Below are 26,309 nucleotides of genomic sequence, written 5' to 3' on the forward strand. Positions count from 1 at the left end.
GCTCGTCTCGGTGCTCGCCGAGACGCTTCTCGAACGCACCCTCGGGAACGTCGCCGGTGCCGACGTGAATGATCCGGGCGTACTCGGAAGGGTTGGATGCTGGGTGGCCGAGGTCGTCACGTCGCGCACGTTGGTGGCGCTCGTGCGACTGCGCCACCAGCTCACGTCGCAGCGAGGCCTGCAGGCCACGACGCTCCTTGTCGAAGAGGCGACGGCCATCGCATGGACCGGTGGTCCGAGCTCGCTTGAAGGGCCGGACGCACTCGCGTTGCTATCGCCCGTTCCCGCTTCCGATCCTCCCGCGCACGTGCGCGAGCGTGCGGTCATGCAGGCGCTCGGCCAGCTCGACACCCGCATGTCGGAGCTCGATGCGTTCGCGGAGCGGCGCGCACAGGCGCTCCTCGCTGACCATCGCCGCGTGCGCGAAGCCGCTGATGCTCTCGGTCGCTACAGCGTGAAGGCACTTCTTCCAGCGGACGTCATCGGACTGTTCGTTCTGCTGCCGAAGGTGGACTGAACATGGCAGCAAAGCGAAAGACCCGAGCCCGCGAGGCCCAGATCGCCTTCGAAGCGCTCTCGATCGAAGGCGGTCTCCTCTCACCCGAGTGGCTCTCGAAGGTCGCCCAGCTTCAGGCGGGAACGCAGGCCGAAGCTGACTACCGCATCCACAAGGGCCTCAACCTCCGCGACGAGATCGGCCGCTACTGGCGCATCGCGCAGGCCCAGTGGGCCGACTTCAAGACCGGCCGTGACGCGAAGGCCGACCCGAAGGCTATCTCCGAGCGCTTCGTGCCCGCGCTCCTCCGCGACGCATTCGGCTTCACGTCGCTCGCGGCAGTGGAGCCTGCGCGCCTCCAGGAGCGGACGTATCCCATCGGACGCGTGGCGCTCGGCGGGCGTGTGCCGGTCGTCATCGCTCCGGCCAACAGCGGCCTGGACACGCCCTCGCCGTCGTTCGGCGACGGCAGCCGTCGCCGCAGTGCCTTTGGTCTCGCGCAGGAGTACCTAAACGCCCAGGAAGGCGCGCTCTGGGGCATCGCCAGCGACGGCTCCGCCCTGCGCATCGTGCGCGACAACGCGAGCCTCACGCGCCCCGCGTGGATCGAGGCCGATCTCCAGCGCATCTTCACCGAGGACCGCTACGCCGACTTCGCTGTGCTCTGGCTCCTCCTCCACGAGACGCGCTTCGGCCGTGAAGGGCAGCCCGTCACCGAATGCGCGCTCGAGGTCTGGCGCAACGCGGGCCGCGAAGAAGGCACACGTGCGCGCGAGCACCTTCGACGTGGCGTCGAGGAAGCGCTCGTCGCGCTGGGCCAGGGCTTCCTTGCGCATGCCGAGAACCAGACGCTGCGCGCCGACCTGCAAAACGGCACGCTGCCGGTGAAGGACTACTTCAACCAGCTCCTGCGGCTCGTCTACCGGCTCATCTTCCTGCTCACGGTCGAAGAGCGCGGGCTGCTTCACCCCGACGGGACGAGCGACGCAGCGAAGGCGCTCTACGCCCACGGCTACGGTATTCGGCGCCTGCGCGAGCGCTCGGTGAAGCGCAGCGCCCACGACCGATTCTCCGACCTGTGGGAGGCGACCAAGGTCGTGTGCCGTGGCCTCGCTGCCGGAGAGCCGCACCTCGGTCTACCGGCGCTCGCGGGCATTTTCGCGGCGAGCCAGTGCCCCGCGCTCGATGCCGCGAAGCTCGAGAACCGCGCGCTGCTACTCGCCGTCTTCAAGCTCGCGTGGCTTCGCGAGGATGGCAGCCTCGCGCGCGTCAACTGGCGCGACATGGGTCCCGAGGAGCTCGGCAGCGTGTACGAGAGCCTCCTCGAACTCGTCCCCCAGATCGCCAAGGAGGGACGCCAGTTCGCGTTCGCGACCGGCGGTGAGACGAAGGGCAATGTGCGCAAGACGACGGGCAGTTACTACACGCCCGACAGCCTCGTACAGGTGCTGCTCGACAGCGCGCTTGAGCCCGTCATCGCCGACGCCATCGCCAAGAACCCGGCGAACCCGGTCGAGGCACTCCTCGGCCTCGCCATTGTCGACCCGGCGTGCGGCTCGGGACACTTCCTCCTCGCCGCCGCACGCCGGCTCGCCGCGCACATTGCACGCCTTCAGGCGAACGGCACGCCTTCGGCCGCCGAGTACCGCCACTCACTTCGGCAGGTAGTCGGCCGCTGCATCTTCGGCGTCGACCTCAACCCCATGGCCGTCGAGCTGTGCAAGGTCGGCCTTTGGATGGAGGCGGTCGAGCCGGGCCTGCCGCTCACGTTCCTCAACTCGCACATCCAGCACGGCAACGCGCTTCTCGGGACGACGCCGGAGCTGATGGCAAGGGGCATCCCCGATGCGGCGTGGGACCCGATCGAGGGTGACGACAAGAAGACCGCGAGCGCGCTCAAGAAGCGGAATAAGAAGGCCGCCGAAGGACAGCGCTCACTCGACACGCTGTGGACCAAGCCCGCCGAGACCGAGGCGCAGGCCGTTACGCGCGCGGTCACCGAGCTCGATGCGGCGAGCGACGCGAACGTGGAAGCGCTCGCGAAGAAGGAGGAGCGCTGGGACGGCATCCTCGGCTCGCCCGAGTACCGCCACCAGAAATTCGTGGCCGACGCATGGTGCGCTGCCTTCGTGTGGCCAAAGCAGCCGGGCGAGCTGACCGACGCCGCGCCGACGAACGAGCTGTGGCGACAGCTCCGCGACGGCCAAGGGCAGGCGCCTGCGCTCACCACGCAGACCGTCGGCGAGCTCGCGGAGCAGTATCGGTTCTTTCACTGGCACCTGCAGTTCCCGCAGGTATTCGCGAAGGGCGGTTTCGACGTCGTTCTGGGCAACCCGCCGTGGGAGCGCGTGAAGTTGCAGGAGCAAGAGTTCTTCGCATCGCGCAGCGAGGAAATCGCCAAGGCTGCCAACGCGGCCGTGCGCAAGAAGCTGATCGCGAAGCTGCCGGAGGAAAATCCTCAACTCTGGGAGGAGTGGAGCGACGCGAGTCGCAAGGCCGAAGGCGAGAGTCACTCGATCCGGCAGTCGGGTCGCTATCCGCTGTGCGGCAAGGGCGACGTGAATACTTACGCCGTTTTCGCCGAACACAATCGGAGGGTGCTCGCTTCAGGGGGGCGGGCCGGCTTCATCGTCCCGACCGGAATCGCGACCGACGACAGCACCAAGGCTTACTTCCAAGCCCTCGTGGATGACGAGTGGCTGGTTTCCATCTTCGATTTCCAGAGCGGCGGGGAGCTGTTTGGGGAAGTTGGCCACGCACGGTTCAAGTTCTGCCTGCTGACCATCGGTTCCTCTAGGACGTTCGTAGTCGCCTTCGGCCTGCGAGCGACGGCCGAGCTGAAAGATCCCGGACGGCTATTCGACCTCACGCCGGCCGATATCTCGCTGATAAATCCGAACACGCGCACATGCCCAGTCTTCCGCACGCGGACGGATGCCAACATCACGAAGGCAATCTATCGACGCATTCCGATCCTTATCCGAGAGGACGACAAGGAGCGTCAGTCTGGGAACCCCTGGGGTATTCAGCTCGCGCGCATGTTCGACATGTCGAACGACTCGCACATGTTCAGAACCCGTGTGCAGCTTGCGAATTCTGGCTGGTCGCTTACGGGCAACGTCTTCGCTCACGGATCGGAGAGGATGCTTCCTCTCTACGAAGGGCGGCTCGCTCACCAATTCAATCACCGATACGCCCAAGAGCCTGGAGGTGAGCTGGTCGAGGCAACAGAAGCGCAGCTTCGGGATACGTCGTTCGTCGTAGAACCTCACTACTGGGTGCCCGAGCAAGCGGCCCGAGAAATGCTCGATCGCCGCAAGTCGGCGTGTCGGAGCGGGTTGCTCGGCTTCAGACGCGTCGCGAGGCCGGGCGATGAACGCACAGTGATCGCGGCAATCCTGCCATGGGGGCCGGCATCGTACGGTTTCATCATGACGATGGGCCCTCGCGCCGAGGAGCTGCTTCTCCTTTGTGGGATCTACAATTCCTACGCCTTCGACTACCTGGCTCGCAGTTCGCTCTCTCAGCCCAGTTTTCCGCAGTCGACTTTTCAGCAGCTCGCGGCGCCGACCCCCGCGCAGATGGACAACGTTGCCGGATACCTCGGAGTGACGATGCGCACGTTCGTCGGCTCCCGCGTGTTCGAACTCACTTACACGGCGCGGGACCTCGAAGCATTCGCGCGTGACGTTGGCTACGAAGGTCAACCGTTCCAGTGGGACGGCGAGCGGCGGTTCCTGCTTCGCTGCGAGCTCGACGCGGCCTTCTTCCATCTCTACGGCCTGTCCCGTGACGATACCGAGCACATCTTGGACACCTTTCCGATCGTGCGTAGGGACGACGAAAAGGCTCATGGGGAGTACCGCACAAAGCTCGTCATCCTTGAGATGTACGACGCGATGACTGAGGCCGTGCGCTTCGCGCGACCGTACGAGACTCGCCTCGATCCTCCGCCTGTTGACTTGGGGACCGCGCCATCGGCGCGTGATGGCGGGAAGGTCATCCCGCTCCCGGTTCGCCCTGCCGTTCGTCCTCAACCCGGAGTCAGGCCCGCTGCTGCAACGGCGGCTGCGGTGGTCCCGAACCTTGCTGCGGTCGGCGCGAGCGACTGGGCGCGGCCTCGGACGATGGAGCGCGGGGAGATCCAGGCCGCGATTCTCGCGGTGCTAAAGGCTCATGGCGCGCCGTTGGATCGGCGACTGGCGCGGCTCGCAGCGTTGCTCTGCTTGGAGCCGCACCTGCTCGTCTCCCAGCTCGACAAGGCCGAGCGGGATAGCTGGGCCCGGGTGGTCGGCGCCGATGCGAAGAAGGCGGCCAACGCCTCCGTCGACGGCACCACCCAGGAGTGGGGCGCGGCGCTCTCCGGCTTACGCGCACGCGGAAGGCTCACGGAGAACCTGCAGCAGAACACGTGGGCGATCGGCACAAGCACGGATGCCATCGACACGAGCGGCTGGGCTGACGGGCGCGCTGGCTTCGTCGTGAACGTGCTGCGGCGTCTCCAGGAGTCGACACAGGTGGACGCAATCATCCTCAAGCTGCCGGCGCCCATCCGGCAATGGTTGGAACATGCAGCGTGAACTGTTCAAGCCACGGGAACTGGCCGTGAAGCCGACCACCAAGAACGGGCCTCGGCTCTGGTTCAGACGGCTCGTCATCTGGGGCGAGCCGGACGCGAAGCCTATCCAGGACATTGAGTTCGGGCCCGGGCTCAACATTATCTGGTCCCCCGATCCCGCCGACCGCAGCGCGCGCGACGACGGCGAAGCCCCTCCGGGCCCGGGCCACGGCGCAGGCAAGACGCTAGTCTGTCGCCTCTTGCGCTACTGTTTGGGGGAACCGCACTTCGCCTCCGATGTGCTGCGAAGCAAGATCAGCAGCGCGTTCAAGGATGGCCGCGTCGGAGTAGAGCTGATCGTTGACGGTGCTGAATGGGTTGTCGTGCGCTCGATCGGCGTGTTTGGGCATGACGTCGTGCTTGAGGGCGGAACGCTCGAAGCGGCTGTCTCGTCGAACACCGCGCCGACCGGTATTGCGCCGCTCATCGACATGCTCGTCGAGCGCTTCCTGACCGCAGACGTTGCCGCACTCGTCACGAAGTCCCGCGAAGGCGAGGAAGAGACCGAGGCTCAGCGTCGGGCATGGCTTTTCGCCATTGCGTGGCTGACACGTGACCAGGAGTGCCATTTCGGCAAGGCGACGGAGTGGCGCGCGGCAGCCTCCGAGTCCGGCTCGCCCGCTCGTCGACTCTCAGTAGGCGATGCGAACAACGTGGTGCGCGCGCTGCTCGGCGCCATCACCCCGCGCGAACACAGGTTGGAAGCCGAGGTCGAGAAGCTCGGGAGACGGCGAGAGGACGAGGGTCGCGGCATCGAGCGGCGCCGGTGGCTGATCGAGCAGTCACTCAAGAGGATTTTGAGGGCGGTCGAGCTTGAGGGAAAGCCGCTTCCCGAGGGTGATCTCCTCGGCCAGTTCTTGCGGAACGCGGCACGCGTACGCGTGGCGCAAGTTGCCGTCGTGGACGCGAAGGGCGAACTCGCGTCAGTGGACGACCTCGAGGCGAAGTACGAGAGCGAACGAAAGGAGGTCGAACGGCTTGAGGCCGAGCTCTCCAGCGCGGAGACCAAGCGGAGCACCGCCGAGGCAGTAGCGAAGCAAATCGCGAGCGAAACGCCCGGCCTGACGGCGAGCCTCGACGAGGCGGAGATACCTACGTGCCCCGTCTGCGAGGTGCCCATTGACCGCGTTCTTGCGGAGGGATGCAAGCTCTCGCACAAACTGCCCGATGTCGAATCATTGCGTCAGCGACAAGAGAAGAACCAGCGGGACTTGCGTGACAAGAAAGCCGAGCAGGCGGCTGCAGAGGAAGCGCTCAAGCGTCTCGGACCCCAACTCAAGGCGGCTACAACGAGGCGCGACAAGGCATGGGCGGATCTTCGCGCTGCGAGGAGGCAGCGTGATGCGCGGACCGAGGTTTGGTACGCCGCGAGGCGGATCGGCGACGACGTCGGCGACCTCGAGAAGCTGCTGACCGAGAACGCGGAAGCGGAGAAGACGCTCGCCGACATCGACACGACCCTTAAGCAGCGACGAGAGGCCGCCGGGGCAGAGCGCGACCAGCATGGCCAGGTCTTCGCCCGCCTCGGGCAGCACTTCGACCCGCTCGTGCGACGGCTCCTCGGCCCCAAGTCAGAGGCCACCGGGCGAGTGCAGCACGACGGAAACGGCCTGAATCTCGTAGTCGAGTACGGCGGCGAGCGCTCGACGCCCGCTATCAACTTGGTGAAGGTGCTCGCCTTCGATCTCGCGACGCTGTGTCGGAGTATCGAGGGGGCGACCAAGCTCCCGCCGCTGTTAATTCACGATAGCCCACGCAGCTCCGACCTCGGGCTCAGCATCTACCACGAGCTTTTTCACGTAGTGCGGGAGCTGGAGAAGGCGGGCTCCGGCCCGCAGTTCCAGTACATCGTGACGACTACGTCGCGTCCCCCGGACGACTTGGTTGGTGACAAACGTGTGCGGCTCAAGTTGAACGGCTCGCCCGCAGAAGCTCGACTTTTGCGGCGGGACCTATGACGACGACGCTCTCGCCGATCATCGCCTCGCGTCTCGCTAAGGCGGCCACGGACAACGGCTTCGACCAGGAGCTCCAGCGCGAGGGCGACTGGCTCGTCTTTGCGAGCACGCAGTGCCCGCTTCGGGTGTGGCTCGGAGCGTTCGGTGCCGCCGTCTTCCTCGCGGCGTTCTCGCAGCAAAACGTCGCGCGTGCCCTCGGCGAGTACGGCACGCCCATGGCTGCGCCGCTTCCGAAGGGCGCCATCGCTGGGCGCACGGTCCCGGACGTGCCCGCATTGCATCGGCTCCTTCGTCGCGCCTTCCAGCTCTCGAAAGCGCTGCCGACAGAGCTGCTTCACACGTTCGAGAAGCAGATTGCAGCCTTGCCGAAGAAGACCGAGGCCGAGCGCCTCGTGGTTCAGCGCGTCGGCCAGAACCTTTTTCGCGACGGCTTGCTCGACCTGTGGGAGGGGCGGTGCGCCGTAACCGGGCTCGCCGTGCGGGAGCTTCTCCGCGCGAGCCACATCAAGCCGTGGGCCGACTGCGAGACCGACGCCGAGCGGCTCGACGTCTACAACGGCATCCTGCTCGCACCGCATCTCGACGCGGCGTTCGATCGAGGCTTCATCACCGTCGCAGACGACGGCGCCATCGTCGTGAGCGACGCGCTCGGCAGCGCCGCCCGCACCACGCTCGGTCTCGACCAGCCACTTCGCGTCCGCGGACTCGCGGACGGGCATCGCTCGTACCTGCCGTGGCACCGAGAGCGGGTTTTTAAGACGGGAGGTGCGTGATGCTCGTGGCCTACACCTGATCTTCCCCCGCGTCCGGGTGAGCATTCGTCGCTTCTTCCGTTGCTTATCGAGGGCAGCGAGCGCTGCGGCGATCGGTAGGATGAAGTCCAACCCACGCTTGATCGTGACGAAGCCCGGTGGCCCACCCGAGGACTCGCCCGCGAAGCCGCCGAGCTCGGCCAGCCATGTCGTGAACTGGCTGATTTCGGCATCGAGTTGGATCACCTCGCTTCGCTTCTTGTACTTCCGCTACATCAGGAGCGCCGCTGCGATTTCGTGCGGCCCGAACTCGATAGACGCGGGCTGTGACGGGTCGGTACGGGAGAGCTGCTTGATGCGCTCGATGGGGGCGGTAGTCGCGGCCATGATCATCGGCTGTATTGCCTCTCCCGAAACAAGACGGCCCCGCGGCAGTGCTACGTACCCCTGCGCCTTCCGGAGCTTCGAAGACCTAGCTGGAGGCGCTCCGTCTGCCCATCGCCCGCGCAGTCGCGGGACCACCGCGCGCAGCAGAGGGCACGTCGCGCCCGGGGCCACCCGCAGATAGTTGTATGGACGGCATACTCCCTCGGGAGTATTCCGCAAAACGTCGCGCGGAAGCATCTTACTAGCACCACAGGCTAGTCGATCTCGGTAAAAGCGGCGCACAGTGTGGCCGCGCCTCGGGATCGCACCGATTTGCCTGGGAATACCGACAGGAGGACCCATGAATCGCAATTGGATGAATGTGCTCGCGCTCGCACTCGGGGTGGGCTTGACGGCTTGCGTGGCGGAGACCGAGCCCGGCGAGGGGGATGAGCTCGATATGGCGGCCGAGAATGAAGAATTGGCGGAGGCCAGCGAGGCGCTTTGCACGCCTTATGTCTCGTACGTCACTCCCATCAGCGCAAAGCTCAACCAGAAGACCACGTTCTATGTCGTCGGATCGTGTCTCCCGGCGACGACGGCCTTTTGGGTCGATCAGTGTGCGGGCGTGACCATGATCAGCTACTCTTCGAGCCAGGTCGCGTTTCAATGCACCCCGAGCTGGTCAACGGGTTACAAAGCCGGCGTGGTGAAGGGTCAAACGGGCGGCGTGGCGCTCAAGAACTTCACTGTCAGCGTGTATTGAGGGTTCGGCAGGCCCTCGCGCGGTAATGCCTAGATCTTCGCCAGCAACTCTTGCAGCGCTCGCTCGTGCTCTTCAGCTGAGCTCGTATCACCGGCACTGCGCTCCGCGCTGATTGTCCCCTGCATCCACCGGACAGCATCCTCGTATCGACCTGCGCCTTCGTGCGCGAGTCCGATGCTCCACAGGGCGCTCGCTTCACCTCGGTGATCCCCGAGGGCGCGGAGCACGACCAGCGCGTCTTGATAAAGTTCGATGGCGCGCCCAGGCTCCCCGAGCTGCCGGTAGATGTCCCCGAGAGAGCTCTTCCGCTTCGTTTCCGCGGTGCGTTCGCCTATCGACTCGGCAACGGCGATCGCTTGCTCGAAATAAGGTATAGCGCTCTGGAGCTCGCCACGATCGCGATGGACGGCACCGAGATTAGCGAGCGTAATGCCCTCGCCCTTCTTGTTGCCAGTCTTGCGAGCGAGGTGGAGGCGTTCCAATAAGTAATACTTTGCCTTGTTCAGGTCGCCGAGGTTCTTGAAGATCACGCCGAGGTTTCCCTGCGCCTCTCCCGCGCTCCTGATGTCTCCCACCTCACGCGCGAGATCGAGGGCTCTTTCAAACAAATTCGCTGCGGATCGGAGTTCCTCGAGCCGAATGTAGGCTACCCCGAGCCCCAGCGTAGCTTTCAACTCAATCGTCCGGTCGCCGATCTCCCCGGACATCTGGATCGCCTGCCAATAGTGCTCGGCTGCGCGATAATAGTCCCCCCGGCGCATGAAGAGCCCCGCGAGGTTCCCGAGCGTGCTCGCTTCACCCATACGGTCTCGGCGCGCCCGATCGAGGTCCAGGATCTGTGCATAGAGCCCGCTGGCATTGTCGAGCTCACCCCGCTCGATCAGGACGAGGCACAGGTTGTTGAGGCCGTTAGCCTCCAACTCACTGTCTCCCACCTCCCGTGCGAGGTCTATTCCGCGCTCGCACGATTCGATGGCGCGCGAGTAATCACTCAGGCGATAATAGTCGGCGCCGAGGCTGATAAGGGCGCCTGCCTCGCCGACGCGATTGCCAATCTCTCGCATCAGATGGGCCTCCTTCTCGTGGTGATCGATGGCCTGCGAAAGATCACCTAGATCGGCCCGGACCGATCCGATGCGCCCGAGGATGACGGCCAGGCTCCCCGTATCGCCGAGCGTCTGCGCTGCCTCGGCGCCTTTGAGACTCCACTCGAGAATCTCCTTGTACAATCCGGCCAACGCCTGAAAGCGATAAAACGTACGAACATACTCGAGCACGAGCGTCGGGTCATCGCTCTCCGTACTAACGAATTTCCAATAGTGTTCTATGAACGCGTGCGAGTCGTGAAACCAAGCCTGATCACCATCGTGCTGGGCAGCTTGGATGATGCAGTATTCGGCCATGCGCCTGGCTGCATGCCGCTCTTGGGGCGTCATACGCCCGGCACCTGATTCATCGACCGTGCATAGTCGACAAGGAGCGCGTGCATCCAGTAGCGTTCGCCGATCGGTTCGACAAGGCCGCGCTGGGCCATCTGTGAGATCGTCGCTTCAGCGCTCTGCAGCGAGCATTCCCATAGGTGTGCCGCAGCCTTCGACTCCCACGTCACCGGCTCGCTCGGAAACGACGACAGCAGGGCGAACCGAGCCTGATCTTCAGGGCTCAATTTCTTGACGCTCAAACCAAGTATCGCTCCAAGCGTCACCGGTTCGTTGTTAGGAAGGCCGAGTCTTTGCTCATCTTGGGGTAGGTTTATCCGCTTGTCTCCGCTGGCGATGAGCTCGCCGAGAAGCATCTTCATGCGGCCTGGCACTGCGTTCTCCTTGGCGAGGTAGAGGCCGGCCAGGGTCAACGCGAGAGGCAGGCGCTCCATTCGTTTACACAACTCCTTGGCGGTCGGCTCGTCGCCGTTCACGACGTCCGGCGCAAGTCGTCGGAGTACCTCGAGCGCAGCCTCCGGCTGCAAAACATCCAGCAGCCTCGTGCGCTCCATTGTTGCGAGCGAGTTCGCCACGGGTGGCTCTCGTGTTGTAACAAGAAATCGACACCAGGGGCCCGCCACTTCGAAGTAGCGGCCATGTGTGACATCCCAGATGTCGTCGATCACGAGGAGCGCCTTGCGATGATAAAGCGCCATCCTCAAGCGATCCCGACACTCCGTCTCCTCGTGCACCGGCAGGAGATCTACATTGAGGGCATGGCCCCACGCGTTCAGACATTCGCGGATGTTGGGTCGAGGTCCGAGCGCAGCCCATAGCACGCCGTCGTGAAGCACGCGCTGAAGCTCTTCGTGGTGAGCAAGCGCCATCGCCAGGGTTGTTTTTCCGATCCCGCCAAGCCCGCGCACGGCCACCGGAGGGACGTCCCTCGCCTCCGGTTTTCGGATCTCGAGCTTGTCGAAGAGCCATTTGAGGTCATCATCCCGGCCGAACATGGGGCGATTTTGGCGCGACGGCGCCATGATGGGCGGCTTCGGGCGACCAGGATCGAATGCGTCCTGCGTGGGCGATCGAGCGGCCATCGGCGCAGTCGGTACCGGCGGAGCGCGCCAGGGCGGGACGTGAAGCGACGGAGACTGTGGAGCACGTAGGCTTTTCCAGAGCGACGGGAAATTCGGCTGAAATTGGGGGCGCAAGGCTTCAGCGGGGGTCAAGATGTTATCAATGACATGTTTAATACTGAAGCCCGTGAGGCCGGCATCGTTCTCGGACAAGGGGTCCGTGGGGGTCCAGCCTCTCGCCCACATCCAGGCGACGCAAAGCTGGGGCAAAAGCTCGCGGGGGTGTGTCAATCGCATCGCCAGATAAGCTTGCACCCGGTCGAGGTAGAAGTTCGTCAATAGATCTGCGGGCAATGTTTTGCCGTCATCCGACGCTCTTCGCCACTCGCGCGTGAGTACCTCTATCCATTCGGGCAACTCTTCGACGTGCTCGTTGTTCAGCTCCAGCTTGATCGCACCGGCATCCTGGGTCCACGTGTGCTCGAGCCAGTGAAGCAGGTCGAGCAGCGAAGGTAGCGTTGCGCCCCTCGGACTGTGACGGAGTTTCTTCGATGCGGCCATGCGTCGTTCCAGCGGCGCCCGCAGCGCCCTCGGTGACCGTACCACCGAGAAGCCTACCCGACAAACGCCATCTGCCGGTGAGCGCTTCTGCAACGCGCGACCCTGGAAGTACCAGGAAGCACCAGGAACGAGCAGGAAGTTCAGCCCTCCAGAACCCGAACGGGCGCTCGTATCTAACTGAATTTACGTCAAAAGGCGGCTGGCATGTAGGCTGCACTAAGCGCTCGTCGACGCTGGCTGGCCGCGGGTGGCAGCGCTGCTCAAAGGGGCGTGCGTCCCCGTGGCCGTGCTCTCCCCGACGCAGCCGGCTTGACCTGGCGCGAAGACGTCCGCTGCGCGAGCGGCGAGGCTTTGCGTTGTGCGAACAGAAAGGTCTTAGCCATGGCCATTACTGTCTCGACTGCAGAATCAAAGAAGGAGCTCTTCAGGGTCTTCCGCAATCGGTTGCACGCATTCAAACACGTCGAGGGGTACCCCATCGTGGATGATCCGTGCTCCGGAATGGAGATCGATCGGTACGATTGCCTCGCGAGGACCCTGCAATTCATCGCGCGCAAGAAAACGGGCATCGTCGGATTCGTCAGGCTTGTCTCTCAAGGCGAAAGGGCCAACGAGCAAGACATCCCGCTCGATGACAGGTTCGTCATCGATTTCGACTCTGCCGGCTCCCGATACAAGGGGCAAAAGCGGGGCGAGGTGGGGCGCCTCTTCGTGGAGGCGTCGTCGCGAGGCGAGGGTGTCGCCTCGAACCTCTGCAGGGTGATGTGCAAGGAGAGCCTGAAGCGCGGCGTGACGGTGTGGCAATCGGCTGCCTCCATGGACACCGATGATGAGCGCGAAGCCAACGACATCTATCTGCAGCTCGATCGCCGGGGGTATGTTCGACGCGATGTCCGCGTCAAGATGAAGGCGGCCGAGCGGCCCACGCGGTCTTCGCGTCCCTTCTTCAAAACCCCTTTCGAGCGCCACTCCGCGCAACTCGGCATGGCAAGGAGGGTCCCCGCCGCCGTCATCGCAGACGCCAGCTTGGGCGCCGTGTTCGTCGGGCGCCCGTATTTCGAGGCCGAGATCGGTCGGTACGCCATGCCTTTCTTCGCCTACGTCCCCGATGTGCTGGCGAGGTTTCGTCGGTAGGGATCTGGATCGAGAAAGATTGACAGGAAAGGAGACGATTCATGCTTCTTTACATCATCGACGGCTTGACGAAACGACTTTCCACGGAGCTGATGCAGACCCCTCGCATTCGCAGGATCATGCGACGCGACGGTAGCCCGGAAGATTACGCGAAGCTCCTCACCCCACTGGTCCATTATGTGCCGGAGGTCAGCCCGTGCTACAGGATTGCGGCCAATCGCGCGGAGAGAAATGGGCGAGACGCCGATTATGTAGATTATCTCCGCAATCAGGCCAAAGAAGAGGAGGGGCACGATGCGCTCGCGCTCAATGACCTCACGTCGCTCAAGGGGGCGCCGCCGGTTCGCGCTCAGCCTTCGTTCGAGACGCAGACGCTCATCAAATGGATGCGGGAGGTGTCTTCTCACGGCCCCGAGTCGGGCATCGCCGTGATCGGGCACATCGTCTCATCCCAAGCCGCTCTCCTTGGGCCCGCCCTCCTCGAGTCTCTGGTGGAAAGCGGCTTTCCTGTCGAGTTCCTCGAGCTGCACGTCGAGCTCGACACCGAGAGCCACTGCAAAGAGAGCCGCGAGTACCTCGGCTCCATCACGGATTCGATTGAAATCGAGCGGGACATCTCGATCGCTTACATGACGGTCGTCTTGTACCCTCAGATCTTCGCCGAGGATCCCACGAGCGCGCCGCTCGCATAGCAAATCACCTGCCCTCCGCTGCTCGGCGCTGCAAGATACCGCGTCGGTCCGTACCCAGTTTGTCGAGGATGTGCTGGACGTGCTTCTTGACGGTCAGGACCGAGCAGCGCAAATCATCCGCGATTAGGCGGTTGTCCCAACCGAGGGCGACGCGAGACGCGACCTCGACCTCTCGCGGCGTCAAGATCCGGTGCCAGCACTCCGGCACGAGATGGACCTCGCGCATGACAACCGCCCACGCAGTATGGTTCGCCTTTCGGGGAACAGGCACGACGCAAATCTGGAGTTCGACCCCAGAAGGCCGCCTTCTCGCTGGTATTTCCGGTGACACGCTCAGACGCCCATGGCAACGGATTTCCCCCTCCAATGCGTTGGCAATCACGAGAGGCAGGGCGCCTCGGCCCAGCTCTTCCGGAGCGAACCAACGGGCGATGAGCGAGCTGGCGCCAGGCGAACGTTCGAGCTCGACCGTCGGCGACGCCATGAGAATGGTCTCCCGGCGGTCGAGCCGAAGCAACTCGTCGAGGAGCGCCGTCCTCCCCTGGACCTCCGCGAAGAGTTTGCAGTTGCGGAGCGCGTTGGCGAACACCGGTACGATACGCTGAAATGATTTCCGATTTCCCTCTGAAAAAGGTCTGCGGCGGCTGCGGTAGAACGTGATCCCTGCGTGCCAGCTCGTCTTGTAGTCCAGCATCACCGCCATGGCTTGTTGGACCGGCATTCCCACCTCGAGAGCCCGTCGATACATGAGATTGGCTTCGATGTCTCTCCGCGAGCACATCTCGGTGTCGATGAGGACCTTGTTCGGTTGCGCCATTACGCTTGATTTTATGAAATCATGAGGCTCCAATTGCGCATAATCGCTGAACCAATCCAGCGGAAAATCGACCATCGACCAGTCATATCCACCGGGAGCGGTCGCGTTCGAGACGCAGAGCGCCGCCTGATCCGAGGATAGGAGCTTCGCAAGTACAGGGAAGACGCCGTCCATGACGTTCTGCACGTCGAGCGACGAGGTCAGGCACTCGATGATTTCATTCACCAGCTTCCGCTCGGAAGCTCCGTGCTGATCGGATGATGCCATGTCTCGTGAGCTCCTTGTTTCATGTTATGGTTGGTGGTGCTGGCTCCTCGTCACCAATTCCTAGACGGACTTGAAGAAAGCATTACAAGCGACGCCCGATGGGGGCGATGATAGGTGGTGTGATCGAGCAAGTGCACGCTCCCCGTCGTACTTGGCCAGGAATCCGAGTGCACGGAGAACTGTGGTTGCGTAATCTGCCTTACTGTTGGCGGTGTTCCACCGAGCTGCGAGCTGCACGGCGTACTCTTTGTTGCAGACAGGGTAGAAAATGGGTTGAGCCACCAGGCGCGGCGGGAAGCGGCGCTCACCGCTGGCGATGATCATGTCCAGTTCAGCTTGGCCGACCGGGAGGTAGAGTGTCGTCGTGAGGGCATCCGTTGCGGTCGATGGTAGCCGCATCAACGGCTTGAGCGAAGATCTCGGGAGAGAGGACATCTCACAGCGGCCGCGCCGAGCTGGATCTCGCGTTCATTGGGGAAGGTCGGCCGGCTGCTGCGCGTGCTCGATCGCAACTTCGTCGAGCGTGGGACTCACGCCTGGCGCTCGCGGTGGGCGCTCCTCTGTAGCGTTTTTCGCGCGTGCGCAGGGACATCTACGTGCGATGGGACGATGACGAGAGGAGCGGCATACGTCATGCCACCGCCCGCATCGCCCGCGGCAGCCGGAACCCCTGCAAAGTAGCCGGCGCACGCCGCTTGGACGGGTGCACGACCGTGCGTACCCCGCTCGACGCTCGAACCCGCGTACTGCACGTCGGATCATGATGCTCTGCTCACGCTGGGCCTACCTGCAACCCTCGCCCATCTCGGTCGGCACCCGCAGCACGACACAGGTGTAGTTGTTCTCGAAGCGCCGCCCGCCCACGACGTTCTTCATGAGAAGGTCGCCGCGGTAGCTGAGGGTCAGAAGCAGGTCTTTCGACCTCGCCACGAGCGCACGGCCCGCACCCCAGGCAAGCGGGAGGAGCTGCCGTTCGCGCCCATGCTGATCGAAACCCGCCAGGAAGGCGGGGGTCCAGGCATCAGGGACTCCCGCGGTCGAGGGCTTGTCCATCCGCAGCGTCCCAAGGTAGACGAAGTCCAAGAAGCCGCCGATGACCCAAGGCCGGTCGTTGCCATCGACAGTCAGGCCATCCACGAACATCCCCTTATCGCTGGTAGCGATCGAACGAGCAAATAGCAGTTTGCCGTTCAGATCTGCCTTCATCAGCAACCCAGTGCCGCCGAACTCGTGGAAGCGCTGAGTGCGGTCCTCGAGGACGGTCCCATCTGCTAGCCGGATGGTCCCGTTGAAGGTCGTGGCTGCATACAAATTGCCCTCCTGATCTGCGGCGAGGTGCGGGGCGGAGAGCGCAGCGTTCGAGCCGCCTGTGATTTCGACGATGGTCCGACGCCACTGTTCCGTGCCATCAGTCCCTAGTTTCACGAGATCACCGCTTGCCGGATGGCCTTCTTCGCTCGAGCGGATCCACAGGTACAGGTTGTCTCCGTGGACAACGATATTGCGATCGTTGGAATCGTCGCGAGACGGACTTGAACCTCCAATCGATCCTGACAATCGCTTTTCCCACTTCAATGCACCACGCGCATTGTACTTGAGCACGGCGACCGTGGACGACGTCTCGCGCGGAGGCACAATTCCGACGGCAAAGACGTTGCCCGCCCCGTCCATCGCGATGCTCGCCAGCTCCGCTCGTCCCTCGAGCGGCTGGACCCAGGTTACGGCTGACGCCGTGTTGAAGCGCGCAACGTAATCCCCGCGGGGCAATTGGCGCCCACCCAAGCTGATCTCCGGGGGAGGAGGCTTTTCTTCCAGCGGTCCCATGTCGCCGAGGATCGCGAACCCCCGCGCGCCAGACGCTGTCGCGACATCTTTGACGCGACGGGCCGGAAGCGTCTCCAGCAGCGTGACACCCCCTCCAGGCGACAGCTCCCCTCCGTACGAGCCGACGAATGTCTTGCCCGCCACCGTGTTCCTCCCCGCACTCGTGCCGGCGAAGACGATGCGATCGTCGGCGTCGACTCCGAGGTGCACACAGAAGCTCTGCCGGTACCCCTGCTCGTCCTCTCCGTCCAGCGCAGGGCCATACAGAACGGACGGGCGGCAGGATGGCGCGGGAGGTGCTTCCGGTGCGGGAACCGGCGTCGCCGAAGTCGTGCCCGAGCAGCCCGAAAAGAATGCGGCGAAGAGGAGCCCGAACGCAAACGAGTCACGGGCAGTTGGGCTGAAAGAGCTTCTGGCCGTGCGTCGGGATCTCACGGAAGCTGGGGTGGGTTTTGTCACCGTTGTGCTCGGGCTGGTTGGCGCTTGGGTTCGACTCGTCATCGACGATCCATATTTGGATGAGCCCCAGCACTTGCTGTGAGGCCACAAGATTCTGATATGCGCGGAATTCGGCTTGAAGCAGGTTGGCCATGGCATAGCCGAATTTTCGATCCTTGCCCACGTTGCACGTGAGCCCCGTGAAGCGCGCCACGCCATACTCCCTGAACGCTCGGCCGATCTTCACCAAACCCAGAAACTTCTGGGGATCGTAGGAATCAACCATCGATTGCGCGTTCGGTGGAATGGGTACGAGCTTGTCCCCTTCCAGCTTCGCCACGTTCTGGATTTCGATAATCTTTTGAGCGTCGATGGTGTGCTTGTGCTCGCTCACGCCGCCCAGCTCCGGAACCGTATCGAGCGTCGATTCGGCGAAGCCCCGGTGGCCCAGGGCTCCTCCGTGGCCAGTCATCAGGATGATCTCCTTGCCCCTGGCAATCTTCGCGGCCTCGACCATGATCTTTTCGAAGTCCGACCACATCGCGCCCAGCGCAATTTCGAGGACTTTGCGATGCTTCGGATCGGCAGCGAGCCATTGCTGGGCGAAGCGGTAGTTGGCCAGCATCAGTTCGCCCTCGTGGGAAGATGTCTTGAAGGTGCCCTTCTTTGGTACGATCATGACGTCCTTACTGTCCGGCGGCGGTGAGACGTGTACAGGTCTGCCGCACGTCGCCTGCACGTTCAGCGCCGCATCCGCGGGGGGAGGGGCATTCCGCGCAGGGGCTACCGGCCCAGGAGCCGCGACCTGCTTCTGGCTCTTGAACGTGTACGTGACGGTCGCGTTGTCGCCTTCCCCGCCGCTATAAACACCCCCGTGGCCGCCTTCGGGGCGCACGGTGACGCTGTACTTGTTGTCTCCGATGAAGGGATTGTCCCACCAGAGCTCGAGTGTCGTGCCGCTGTCGGCCTCGTAAATGGCCCGCCCCTCGGTGCCGGTCATGAAGCCGTTCGATTCGGACTCCCATGTCGCTCGACCACCAGGGCTGACTTCTCGGGGTGGCTGCTGCTCGCGCTTGTCAGCGCCGGTGCTCCAGATCCCGTGATCCAGAGTGGCCGCCTGCTTCAGCCGGAGACGCTGATCGCTGTCGTTGATGAAGATGCACTTGACGCTGCGCGCTGCCATCGCGATCCCTGCTCCTCGGGCGCTTCAGTGCCCGTGCACTTCCGAGAGCTTTGCAGCCGTCTGGCTGTCCAGCCTGCCGGTTGGTTCGATCCCGTGGTCCTCCTGGAACTCGCGCAACGCGCGCGCGGCATCCACGTCGAGCTCGTCCCCGATCTCACCCCAAAAGTAACCGAGGTTCTTGAGGCGGGTTTGCGCGCCCCGCACGCTCGTGGCCTCCGGGAGGTCGCGCAGCGCGACGTTGTACCGAAGCATTTTCCCCGTCGGACGGCCATCGACGAAGAGAACCACCTGTGCAGCGTCGGCATGCTTCGGAATGTCCAGCTCGAGCTGGCCCTCTGGGCCTGTCGAACCCTCGAACGCCACGCCACCGGCGGTGAGCATGTATTCCTTGTTCGCGTAGGGCACGAAGTCGGGATCGGTGAGCTTCAGCGAGAGCCGCTGCGTCTCGAGCGGCGTTCCATCGGGGTTCTCCGCGATCTCCGAAATGCCCTTGCAATTGAGCTTGACCTGCACCCCGTCGAGCCGTGCATCTTCCTCGAGCACGAGGCTCGCCTTCGAGGAGACGATGCGGACGGCCTTGCTCACGATCTCCGCCTCCTCGCCGAGCACGAGCGAGGGCCCCTTGCCGGCCACGGTCACCGACTCGGTGCCCTCGAACGCGAGTTTGCCGGAGCGGATCGTGACCTGGTTCCGGTTCAATTCGATGGCACTATCGCCGCACTGGAGGACGAGTCGATCCTGTGCCGTCAGGCGGATCGTGCGGCCTGCACCGACCGAACAGTCGCCCCAGGAGAAGATGTCGGCGGTCTGCGGAGCATCCCCGCTGCCAATGGTCAGACCAAGCCCGCCGGCCTGAATGCTGAAGAGGCCTTCGATGGTTGTGGTACGGCTCCGCTTGACGAACTCGTGATCCTCACCGTGAACGGTGAGCCACCGACTCTTGCCGACTTCGGTCCGAAGCGCGTCCCCGATCCGCTCGAAGGAGCTTTTCGCGATGGCGACGGTCTGGTCTCCGGCGACAGCATCTGACCGGTTGCCACTGATCATCAGGCTCTGGTTGCCTGTGATCGTGCTCGTTTCGTTGTGTCCGATCGTGGTGATGCGATCGTGAAGCACCTCTTCCTGAAGATCCCGCTGTGCGTGGAGATAGATCAGCTCACCACCGTGCCGGTCCTCGAAGGATAGCTCGTTGAACCCTCCGCCCCCAGGGGTGCTGTTCGTCCGGATGCCGCTCCGTGTCTTCTCGGCCGGGAGCATGAAGGGCACGGGGTGGGTCGCGTTGTACACGCAGCCGACGATGACGGGGCAGTCCTGGTCGCCGCCGAGGAAGCTAACCATGACCTCCATGCCGACCCGCGGGATGAACTGCAGGCCCCATGACGCGCCCGCCCACCCCTGGACGACGCGGATCCAGCAAGAGGAGTGCTCGTTGTGCTGGCCGTGGAGATCCCAGTGAAACTGCACCTTGATGCGCCCGAGCGCGTCGACGTGGATCTCCTCGTTCAGGGGCCCGACGACGGTGGCTGACTCGAGCACCTGGCGCAGGGCTCGGCGTAGGCGCTTGGGCCGGAAGGAGACGTCGGCGGGGACGCACGTGAAGCGTGCTGTGTAGGCGTCGCTTCCTGGCTTCGCAAATGCGGGCGCATGGCCCTCGTGCTCCACGCGCGTCACCACGTACTCCCCTGCGAGCTTCGGGGCGGAGTCGGCCGCGAGGCGAAACCGGTGCCCGGGGAGAAGGCGACGACAGGCCGTTTGTCCTTCTCCAACCACGGCAGAGCGGCGATGTTGTTCAAGCTGTGTGCGCGCTCCAGCAGGAGCTACTTCGGCTTCGTCGTACTCGCCACGATGCCTGTAGACGCGAAGAGCAGCATCGCCCCCTTCGGTCACGGCTTCTGCCTTGAGATCGAGTTGGGGGCGGCGGAAGTCGTAGTCGCGGAGAAGAACGGCGCCAGGGCGAATCGTGCGCCGCAGCGAGAAGTGGAAGACGTCATCCTCCGTCGGGCTCATCCCTCCGCGATCGCGGACGCGAAGACGGGGAGCCAGAACCTGGCTGACCTTCGAGAGAACGAAGGCGCCAGTCACGTCGAGCCCATGTGGAGCTCCCTCCACGATCGCAGGGTAGGCTTCGGGGCTGTCACCGAAGATGACCGTCTCCCTCTCGGCCCCAAGGTTCTCGAAGAAGTAGAAGATGCCCTCCTCGGCGAGGAGGCGCCGGATGAACGCGAGATCGGACTCCTGGTACTGCACGCAGTACGCGCGGCGGGGGTAGGCGCGGCTGAGCTTGAAGCTCGCAGCGATGTTCGCTTCGCCAAGGAGGGAGGAGACGATCTCGGGGACCGTACGCTCTTGAAAGATGCGGCTTGTGACGCGGTGTCGCAGCAGCCAGAGACGTGGGACGAGGCGGACTTGGTAGGCGGCATAGCCCTGCACGGCGGCTGGGCTTTGGGGCTCGACCGAGGCGACGATGCCGCGCACGAGGCGAGGTGCGCGGTCAGGCACGGCGATGGTCAGAGCAGCGGGCTGACCAAGGAGCAGATCCTGCAGGTCGGCGTCCGGTGGGGCGAGGATGAGTACGTCAAAACAAAACGGCTTCGACATCTCCTCCCGGCCACGGAAGGAGACGACTTCGAACGCGCGTGCCTGAGGCAGGTCGACAGAGAGCTGGAATTGGCTCTCGCCCTGGGCAGGCGAGGCGCCACGGAACGCGGAGATGGACATGTAGGTGCTCGTCTGGGGGGGCGGATCAGAGCAAGGCTAGCCCACGAGCGCACCGGCGTGGAAGGTCGCGGATCCTCGCGATCGAAGAGCGCCTATGCTGCCGCGCGAAGGAGGTAAGATCAGGGACGTGGGTGGCAAGCCGGCGGCGAAGCAGGGCGACAAGATCATCGGGATCGACACGCACGTCGTGGTGGTCCCATCCCCGGGCGGGCCGCTGCTCACGCCCGTGCCGATGCCCTTTGAGGGGGCTCTCTCCGCGAGCCTGAGCGCGGATGTGTTCATGGAGAACAAACCGGCTGCGATGCAAGGCAGCACGGCCCAGAACGCCCCCGCTCATGTGCCTGCGGGCGGCACCTTCCAGAAGCCACCCTCGAACCAGGCCCGAGTCCAGCTCGGTAGCAGGGCCGTGCTCATCAACAACAAGCCGGCCGCGCACCTCGGAGATCCCGCGCTCACCTGCAACGATCCTGCGGACGCACCGAACGGGAGTGTGATCGCCGCGGGAACCGTGCTGATCGGGGACTAGGAGGAGCGCGATGGCGGCAGAGGCGGCGATCTACGGCGTGTCCCTCGCGCAGTACGCCGCGATCAAGGCTGCGGTCACCGAGGGGTTCATGCTTGAGGATGTCCTCGAGGTGGAAGGGATCGAGCCCTCTGCCTTCACGCGGGCCGATCTTGCTTGGAAGCAGCGCATCGCTGGGGACCAGAAGCTACTCGACTTGTACGCGGAAGAGCTCGCGCATGCCGAAGACTGGCTTGACCGGCCCGTCGAGCCAATCGGGGACGACATCGGTGCCTGGGTGAGCTTCCTGGCCACGCTCGAGGCGCATGTGCAGCCGTTCGAGCTGCTCAAGGCACAAGGGCTCGGGGTGAACGATCTATCCCGGCTCCAGCGCCGCTGGGCTGCACGCATCGACCAAGAGCCGGCTCTTGCCAAGCGGATCGGTGAACTGCGGAAGCAGGACTTACGACCAGTCGTGGAGATCTCGGTAGGGCTGCCGGTGCTGCGGCCTTCGCGCATGGCGCCGGTGCGGACGAAGCCGTCGGCCGAGGGGGTGGCGCCGCCCTCTGATAGGCTGGTCCACGACGCGCTCAAGACGGAGAACCCCGTTGTCGCCCCGCCGGGGAACATGTCCCCCGACCTGCACACGACAGCGCCGGTGGTGCCCGTGCCGCACGGGCCGGTTATGTCCTTCAAGCCGGCAGGAAGCGAGGTCATGAGCACAGTCGTCGAACCTAAGCCTGCAAGGGCTGCCGCATCGCTCACCGGGACGGCACCAGTGCTCGACCTTCGGCGCGGTGCTGCGTTGCCATTCGCAGACGTGGCCGGCAAGAGTGACGCTCCCCGTGCACTCCATGCGCTTGCCGAGACGTCTCTCGCGCTCGACATCCCACGAGGCCCGGTGCTGCCGTTTGTGGCGGGGCAAGGGGCAGCAGAGCGAGGGGAGGAACCAGGCCTCGACGCGACCAGACCCGTGGTAATCGTACCGCGCGGCCCAGCGTTGCCCTTCAAGGAGGCATCGCCACCGGCTGTGGCTTCAGCACCGCCACCTGAGCCAGAAGCTGCGCCTCGCGGCCTCGCGGGGACCTCCGTCGCTGTCGATGTCCTGCGCGCCCCGGTGATGCCCTTCGTGGCAGGCACAGGGCCCGCCAAGCAGGGTCCGACCGCTCCGGCCGCTGCAGGCACCCCTTGGGTGGCGGGCGGGCTCGAGCAAACGTCGCCGGTGCTGGCGTTGCCCAGGGGAGACGCCTTGCCCTTCGCAGCGGCGGCACCTGTGGGTGGGTGCGCGGAGGGCACTACGTCGACTGCTCCGATGCAGGAACGGCCGCGTCTGTTGCTCACTCTCGAACAGCACGCCGCGCTCACGCTGGAACTCGCGCTGCACCCAGGGCAGGAGGCCGAAGTCCTTGCCCGGTACAGCGTCACGTCCGAGCAGAAGGCGCAACTTGACCAGCAATACCGCGAACAAGTAGCAGCAAGCCCCGGGGCGCGGGCGGCCTGGAACAAGGCCTACCGGGCGCACTACGAGAGGCTGTCGAGGCAACGCCCGCCACGAAGATGATCCTGGGCCTTTTCAAAGACATCGCTTGGATCTGGACCACGGGGACGAGAAGCGAAGGATGTAGCGTGGTTAGGGGTGGGGTGGAAACCGCTGCGGCGCCGGGACATCTCCATGACCAGTGCGGCGCGGCCGGTGGCGGATCACGGTCGAGTCCGCACCCGAGCCAGCCCACCCTGGGCAGCTGAACTAGAACCCAAGGCGCGTGGCGTTCGACCAGTCGTGAGGCTTGCCGGCGAGCTTGTCTTCGGAGAGCCTGGAGCTACCTCGTGGATGACAACCTCGCGATCCGGGAGGCCGCGATCCGGCACTGCCGGCTGCTCAGCCTGCGGTGGGGCGAGGCTGTGCCCTACGAGGAGCTCGCGCGAGGATTTCCGTTCCGCGGGCAGTGGATCAAGCTCGTCGGGCCGCAGGGGGTGTTCAAGCCGAAGGAGCTGACCGACGGGCCCCTCACGCTGCTCTCGACCCTCGCCTCGTCATACGAGGACGAGCACCTTGAGGGCGACGTGGTGCTCTACGACTACGCGCCTACGTCGCGCGAGTTCGAGAACGATGGGCTCAAGCGGATCGCGGCTCAGGGCAAGGCCGTCATCCTTCTTCGCCAGGTGAAGGCGAAGCCGCGGCCCGAGTACATGGTCTTCGCGCCCGTGGTGCTCCGGGGGTTCGATGATGTCGCTCGGAAGGTGCGCCTTGATCTCGCGGCTGCGCAGCTTGAGGTCGCGGGCATCCCAGCCCCTGTACCGACGCCGTTTTCCAAGGCGTATGCCGAGACGATCGTGAAGGCACGGCTGCACCAGGCCCACTTCCGTCGCGAGATCCTGACGGCCTACGCCCAGCGCTGCTGCATCTGCGAGCTGCGAGAGCGCCCTCTTCTCGACGCAGCCCACATCGTGCCGGACCGCCTCCCCGAAGGGGTGCCAGAGGTGCGCAACGGGCTCGCCATGTGCCCGACGCATCACCGGGCCTACGATCAGAACCTCGTGCTGGTCACGGAGCAGTACCGCGTCGAGGTGCAGCGCGATCGGCTCTACCACGCAGAGAGCGAGGCGACGGCGCGGATGATCTTGGACTTCGACGGGCGGGAGATCTTGCTGCCGAAGCAGGAGCACCTGCGGCCGGACCCCGAGTTCCTCCGGCGGAAGATCGTGCTCGCGGCGTGATCGTCGGCGCGGCAAGTGATCTCATTCCTGGGCTCAAAGGCTTGCCCAGCCAATAGATGTTTGAGAACAAACGACGTCGAGCGCTGCAGACTCACGTTGGAGTGAGCGCCATACGGGGAGTCAGCACCGCTTCAGCCCATGAACACCTGCTCGCGGTGCCACGCGAGTGCTTCGCGCGAGGGCCGCATGGTTGGCTGTGCAGGCAGGTCGAGCTCACGACCGTGCAGGCCGTAGTAGGAGCGGCCGTTCTCGAAGTGGTCTTTGAGGCGGCGACCGACGACGAAGCGGTTGCCCTCGTCCACGGTGACGTAGCCGCGATCGAACAGCCGGTGGATGTCCGTGCGAAGGGTGAGGCCGTTCTTCACGTCATGGTCTCCTCCACGTGCGTAGGGCCGGATGTGGGCCGCCTCGAGCACAGGTAGCGAGTGCTCGCCCGTTACCGAGCAGGCGCGGCCGTACGCTTCGAGGACCTGAACGCGGAAGATGCCCTGGCCCAGCCGGGGCAGGTAGAGGCTGGGCTTGCCGTAGCGGGGCTTGTCCATCGTCGCGGTGAGAACGTCGGGTGTAGCGGGCGCGCGCGCCAGGCACTCCTGCCATACGCGTAGCCCCTCACCCGCGGCGAGGTCGTACGTCGCGCCGGTCTGGATACGAGGCGACCAGTCGTGCGGCGGCGTGACCCACGCGTGTTGGGGGAAGAAACGGGCCTCGGCGATCAGGCAGCAGCCGATCTGGCCGACGGGATCAGCCTCGATGCGAGCACCCACCTGGATGCGGCGCAGACGGTCGCGGAGCGCCTCCAGGTTGTCGACGCCGTTCGCCTCACCGAACGTCTCCCACGCGAGCCAGTCGGGCAGGACCGAGAAGCCGGCGAAGAAGCCGTACCCAGCGATCGCGTGGTAGGGCGCCTTGAGCTTGAAGAGGAAGGGCGTGCCGATCGCCAGGTTGAAGCGTCGCGTGGAGGGCCGCCAGAAGTTGGCGTCACGAGGCCCCGCCTCCCGCGAGAGGCGCTCGTACCAGCCCGGGTCTGTGACGGCGAGGAAGCCGTCCATGGGGCTGAATGATACATGAGGGCGGCGTGATGTTCGAGCTTCCGCAGTTTGGTCGAGACGATGCCATCCTCCTTGTCTCGACGACAAGCCTCGCGCTCGCCTACGGCATCGCCCACGACCACGTGACAGCAACGATCTCGCCCGAGTACTTCCTCACCGGCAAGAACCTCGCGAGCGATCCGCGCGCGTTCCGGTGGGCGGTGACGATGCTCGCGGCGAAGGCGTCGTGGCCGCTGGGTGTGCTCGCAGGCATGGCCCTTCGGTTTGGCAACGAGCCCTCGCAGCGGCTACCGCAGCGGCTTCCCTTGCCGAGGCTGCTGGGCTTCGCTGCCGTTCCGATGGTGACGGCCGCTGTCATCGCGCTGATGCTTGGAGCATCGCCGATCGACCTCGATCCATGGGATCAGCGCGCCGTCGCGGAGGTGCTCGCCGGCTCAGAGCGCGCATCGGCGTTCGTGAGGGTGTGGCGTGTGCACATCGGGTCGTACATCGGCGGCGCGCTCGGACAGCTCCTCGCCGTGGCGCTCGTGAGACGGCGGCGGGCGCAGGCTGGCCGGCTTCGAACGAGCCGGTAGTCGATCTCGACGACGTCGGGCTCAAGACCAGTTCACGCGCGAGCCCTGCGGTAGCAAGATGCCGTGCCGCATGCCCGCGCCGAGCTCCGACGAGCAGGTGAAGTTCCTGCTGCAGCTCCAGACCCTGCTCGCTCAGGGCGGCTTCGCCGCCACGTACAAGTTCGCGCTCTTGCTCGCCCTCGCCGACATCTCCGTCGAGAAGGGGGATGACAGTGGAGCTCCGATGCGCGTGAGCATCGAGGCGATCGCCGCGAAGTTCGTGGACTACTACTGGCGGCAGGCGACGCCTTACCAGGCGCTCGGGTCGGAGAAGAGCGCGGTCCTAAAGCAGAACACGGATCGGCAGGCCGCCGTCATCCGCGCGATCGAGGAGAT

General features: G+C 64.6%; 18 protein-coding genes and 1 pseudogene. 12 read left to right on the forward strand and 7 right to left on the reverse strand.

The genetic code is table 11. The features are described 5' to 3' along the window. The first annotated feature begins 10 nt into the window (after positions 1 to 10). From POL67_RS17825 to POL67_RS17845, 5 genes are all read left to right on the forward strand, one after another. Positions 11 to 517, forward strand: a complete 507-nt coding sequence (locus tag POL67_RS17825; RefSeq protein WP_271918571.1) for a DUF8741 domain-containing protein — start codon at positions 11 to 13, stop codon at positions 515 to 517. Positions 518 to 519: 2 nt separating this feature from the next. Continuing rightward, positions 520 to 5,076 carry an Eco57I restriction-modification methylase domain-containing protein gene (locus POL67_RS17830; protein ID WP_271918572.1) on the forward strand — a complete coding sequence of 1,519 codons (4,557 nt, stop codon included), beginning with the start codon at positions 520 to 522 and terminating at the stop codon, positions 5,074 to 5,076. Further along, entirely contained in the window at positions 5,066 to 7,072 is a 2,007-nt protein-coding gene (locus tag POL67_RS17835; RefSeq protein ID WP_271918573.1) for a hypothetical protein, read from the forward strand. The genes POL67_RS17830 and POL67_RS17835 overlap by 11 nt, the downstream gene beginning before the upstream one ends. Beyond that, positions 7,069 to 7,845, forward strand: coding sequence for an HNH endonuclease (locus POL67_RS17840; RefSeq protein ID WP_271918574.1), 777 nt, complete (start codon positions 7,069 to 7,071; stop codon positions 7,843 to 7,845). The genes POL67_RS17835 and POL67_RS17840 overlap by 4 nt, the downstream gene beginning before the upstream one ends. A gap of 706 nt (positions 7,846 to 8,551) precedes the next feature. Further along, positions 8,552 to 8,956, forward strand: a complete 405-nt coding sequence (locus tag POL67_RS17845) for a hypothetical protein (RefSeq protein ID WP_271918575.1) — start codon at positions 8,552 to 8,554, stop codon at positions 8,954 to 8,956. A 29-nt stretch (positions 8,957 to 8,985) separates the two neighbouring features. Here POL67_RS17845 and POL67_RS17850 read toward each other — a convergent pair whose 3' ends face one another. After that, positions 8,986 to 10,392, reverse strand: coding sequence for a tetratricopeptide repeat protein (locus tag POL67_RS17850; RefSeq protein ID WP_271918576.1), 1,407 nt, complete (start codon positions 10,390 to 10,392; stop codon positions 8,986 to 8,988). Next, positions 10,389 to 12,017 carry an NB-ARC domain-containing protein gene (locus tag POL67_RS17855; RefSeq protein WP_271918577.1) on the reverse strand — a complete coding sequence of 543 codons (1,629 nt, stop codon included), beginning with the start codon at positions 12,015 to 12,017 and terminating at the stop codon, positions 10,389 to 10,391. The genes POL67_RS17850 and POL67_RS17855 overlap by 4 nt, the downstream gene beginning before the upstream one ends. 381 nt (positions 12,018 to 12,398) lie before the next feature. Between POL67_RS17855 and POL67_RS17860 the strand changes: the two genes are divergently transcribed. Together POL67_RS17860 and POL67_RS17865 are read left to right on the forward strand one after the other, a co-directional pair. Next, complete coding sequence (locus POL67_RS17860) at positions 12,399 to 13,151, forward strand: GNAT family N-acetyltransferase (protein WP_271918578.1); 753 nt, start codon at positions 12,399 to 12,401, stop codon at positions 13,149 to 13,151. Between the two features lie 41 nt (positions 13,152 to 13,192). Beyond that, on the forward strand, positions 13,193 to 13,843 hold the full coding sequence (locus tag POL67_RS17865; protein WP_271918579.1) for a hypothetical protein: 651 nt from the start codon (positions 13,193 to 13,195) through the stop codon (positions 13,841 to 13,843). 4 nt (positions 13,844 to 13,847) lie between these two features. On the opposite strand, the gene POL67_RS17870 is transcribed toward POL67_RS17865, so the two are convergent. The 4 genes from POL67_RS17870 to tssI form a co-directional block, all read right to left on the reverse strand. Continuing rightward, positions 13,848 to 14,927, reverse strand: a complete 1,080-nt coding sequence (locus POL67_RS17870; protein WP_271918580.1) for a helix-turn-helix transcriptional regulator — start codon at positions 14,925 to 14,927, stop codon at positions 13,848 to 13,850. 783 nt (positions 14,928 to 15,710) lie between these two features. Next, entirely contained in the window at positions 15,711 to 16,961 is a 1,251-nt protein-coding gene (locus POL67_RS17875) for a hypothetical protein (RefSeq protein WP_271918581.1), read from the reverse strand. Positions 16,962 to 17,136: 175 nt separating this feature from the next. Next, positions 17,137 to 18,372 (reverse strand): aegerolysin family protein, encoded by a 1,236-nt coding sequence (locus tag POL67_RS17880; protein WP_271918582.1) that lies wholly within the window; start codon positions 18,370 to 18,372, stop codon positions 17,137 to 17,139. Between the two features lie 24 nt (positions 18,373 to 18,396). Continuing rightward, entirely contained in the window at positions 18,397 to 21,090 is a 2,694-nt protein-coding gene (gene tssI / locus POL67_RS17885; protein WP_271918583.1) for a type VI secretion system tip protein TssI/VgrG, read from the reverse strand. A gap of 127 nt (positions 21,091 to 21,217) precedes the next feature. On the opposite strand from tssI, the gene POL67_RS17890 reads away from it, so the two are divergent. From POL67_RS17890 to POL67_RS53650, 3 genes are all read left to right on the forward strand, one after another. Further along, complete coding sequence (locus POL67_RS17890; protein WP_271918584.1) at positions 21,218 to 21,616, forward strand: PAAR domain-containing protein; 399 nt, start codon at positions 21,218 to 21,220, stop codon at positions 21,614 to 21,616. Positions 21,617 to 21,626: 10 nt separating this feature from the next. Further along, positions 21,627 to 23,153, forward strand: coding sequence for a hypothetical protein (locus POL67_RS17895; protein WP_271918585.1), 1,527 nt, complete (start codon positions 21,627 to 21,629; stop codon positions 23,151 to 23,153). A 266-nt stretch (positions 23,154 to 23,419) separates the two neighbouring features. Beyond that, entirely contained in the window at positions 23,420 to 24,310 is an 891-nt protein-coding gene (locus tag POL67_RS53650; RefSeq protein WP_271918586.1) for an HNH endonuclease, read from the forward strand. 131 nt (positions 24,311 to 24,441) lie between these two features. Here POL67_RS53650 and POL67_RS17905 read toward each other — a convergent pair whose 3' ends face one another. Further along, positions 24,442 to 25,359, reverse strand: a complete 918-nt coding sequence (locus tag POL67_RS17905) for an HNH endonuclease (protein WP_271918587.1) — start codon at positions 25,357 to 25,359, stop codon at positions 24,442 to 24,444. A 26-nt stretch (positions 25,360 to 25,385) separates the two neighbouring features. On the opposite strand from POL67_RS17905, the gene POL67_RS17910 reads away from it, so the two are divergent. Next, positions 25,386 to 25,934, forward strand: a complete 549-nt coding sequence (locus tag POL67_RS17910) for a hypothetical protein (RefSeq protein WP_271918588.1) — start codon at positions 25,386 to 25,388, stop codon at positions 25,932 to 25,934. Between the two features lie 70 nt (positions 25,935 to 26,004). Continuing rightward, positions 26,005 to 26,304: pseudogene (locus POL67_RS54535) on the forward strand (DUF8808 domain-containing protein); the annotation flags it as partial. Positions 26,305 to 26,309: the final 5 nt, after the last annotated feature.

It is taken from the genome of Polyangium mundeleinium, from assembly GCF_028369105.1.
GTDB classification, from domain to species: domain Bacteria; phylum Myxococcota_A; class Polyangia; order Polyangiales; family Polyangiaceae; genus Polyangium; species Polyangium mundeleinium.

Bases quoted from the DNA above. Each gene is read 5' to 3' on its own strand.
- POL67_RS17830 (WP_271918572.1), top strand. From the start codon at position 520: ATGGCAGCAAAGCGAAAGACCCGAGCCCGCGAGGCCCAGATCGCCTTC.
- POL67_RS17835 (WP_271918573.1), top strand. From the start codon at position 5,066: ATGCAGCGTGAACTGTTCAAGCCACGGGAACTGGCCGTGAAGCCGACC.
- POL67_RS17840 (WP_271918574.1), top strand. From the start codon at position 7,069: ATGACGACGACGCTCTCGCCGATCATCGCCTCGCGTCTCGCTAAGGCG.
- POL67_RS17845 (WP_271918575.1), top strand. From the start codon at position 8,552: ATGAATCGCAATTGGATGAATGTGCTCGCGCTCGCACTCGGGGTGGGC.
- POL67_RS17850 (WP_271918576.1), bottom strand. From the start codon at position 10,392: ATGACGCCCCAAGAGCGGCATGCAGCCAGGCGCATGGCCGAATACTGC.
- POL67_RS17855 (WP_271918577.1), bottom strand. From the start codon at position 12,017: ATGGCCGCATCGAAGAAACTCCGTCACAGTCCGAGGGGCGCAACGCTA.
- POL67_RS17860 (WP_271918578.1), top strand. From the start codon at position 12,399: ATGGCCATTACTGTCTCGACTGCAGAATCAAAGAAGGAGCTCTTCAGG.
- POL67_RS17865 (WP_271918579.1), top strand. From the start codon at position 13,193: ATGCTTCTTTACATCATCGACGGCTTGACGAAACGACTTTCCACGGAG.
- POL67_RS17870 (WP_271918580.1), bottom strand. From the start codon at position 14,927: ATGGCATCATCCGATCAGCACGGAGCTTCCGAGCGGAAGCTGGTGAAT.
- POL67_RS17880 (WP_271918582.1), bottom strand. From the start codon at position 18,372: ATGGCAGCGCGCAGCGTCAAGTGCATCTTCATCAACGACAGCGATCAG.
- tssI (WP_271918583.1), bottom strand. From the start codon at position 21,090: ATGTCCATCTCCGCGTTCCGTGGCGCCTCGCCTGCCCAGGGCGAGAGC.
- POL67_RS17895 (WP_271918585.1), top strand. From the start codon at position 21,627: ATGGCGGCAGAGGCGGCGATCTACGGCGTGTCCCTCGCGCAGTACGCC.
- POL67_RS17905 (WP_271918587.1), bottom strand. From the start codon at position 25,359: ATGGACGGCTTCCTCGCCGTCACAGACCCGGGCTGGTACGAGCGCCTC.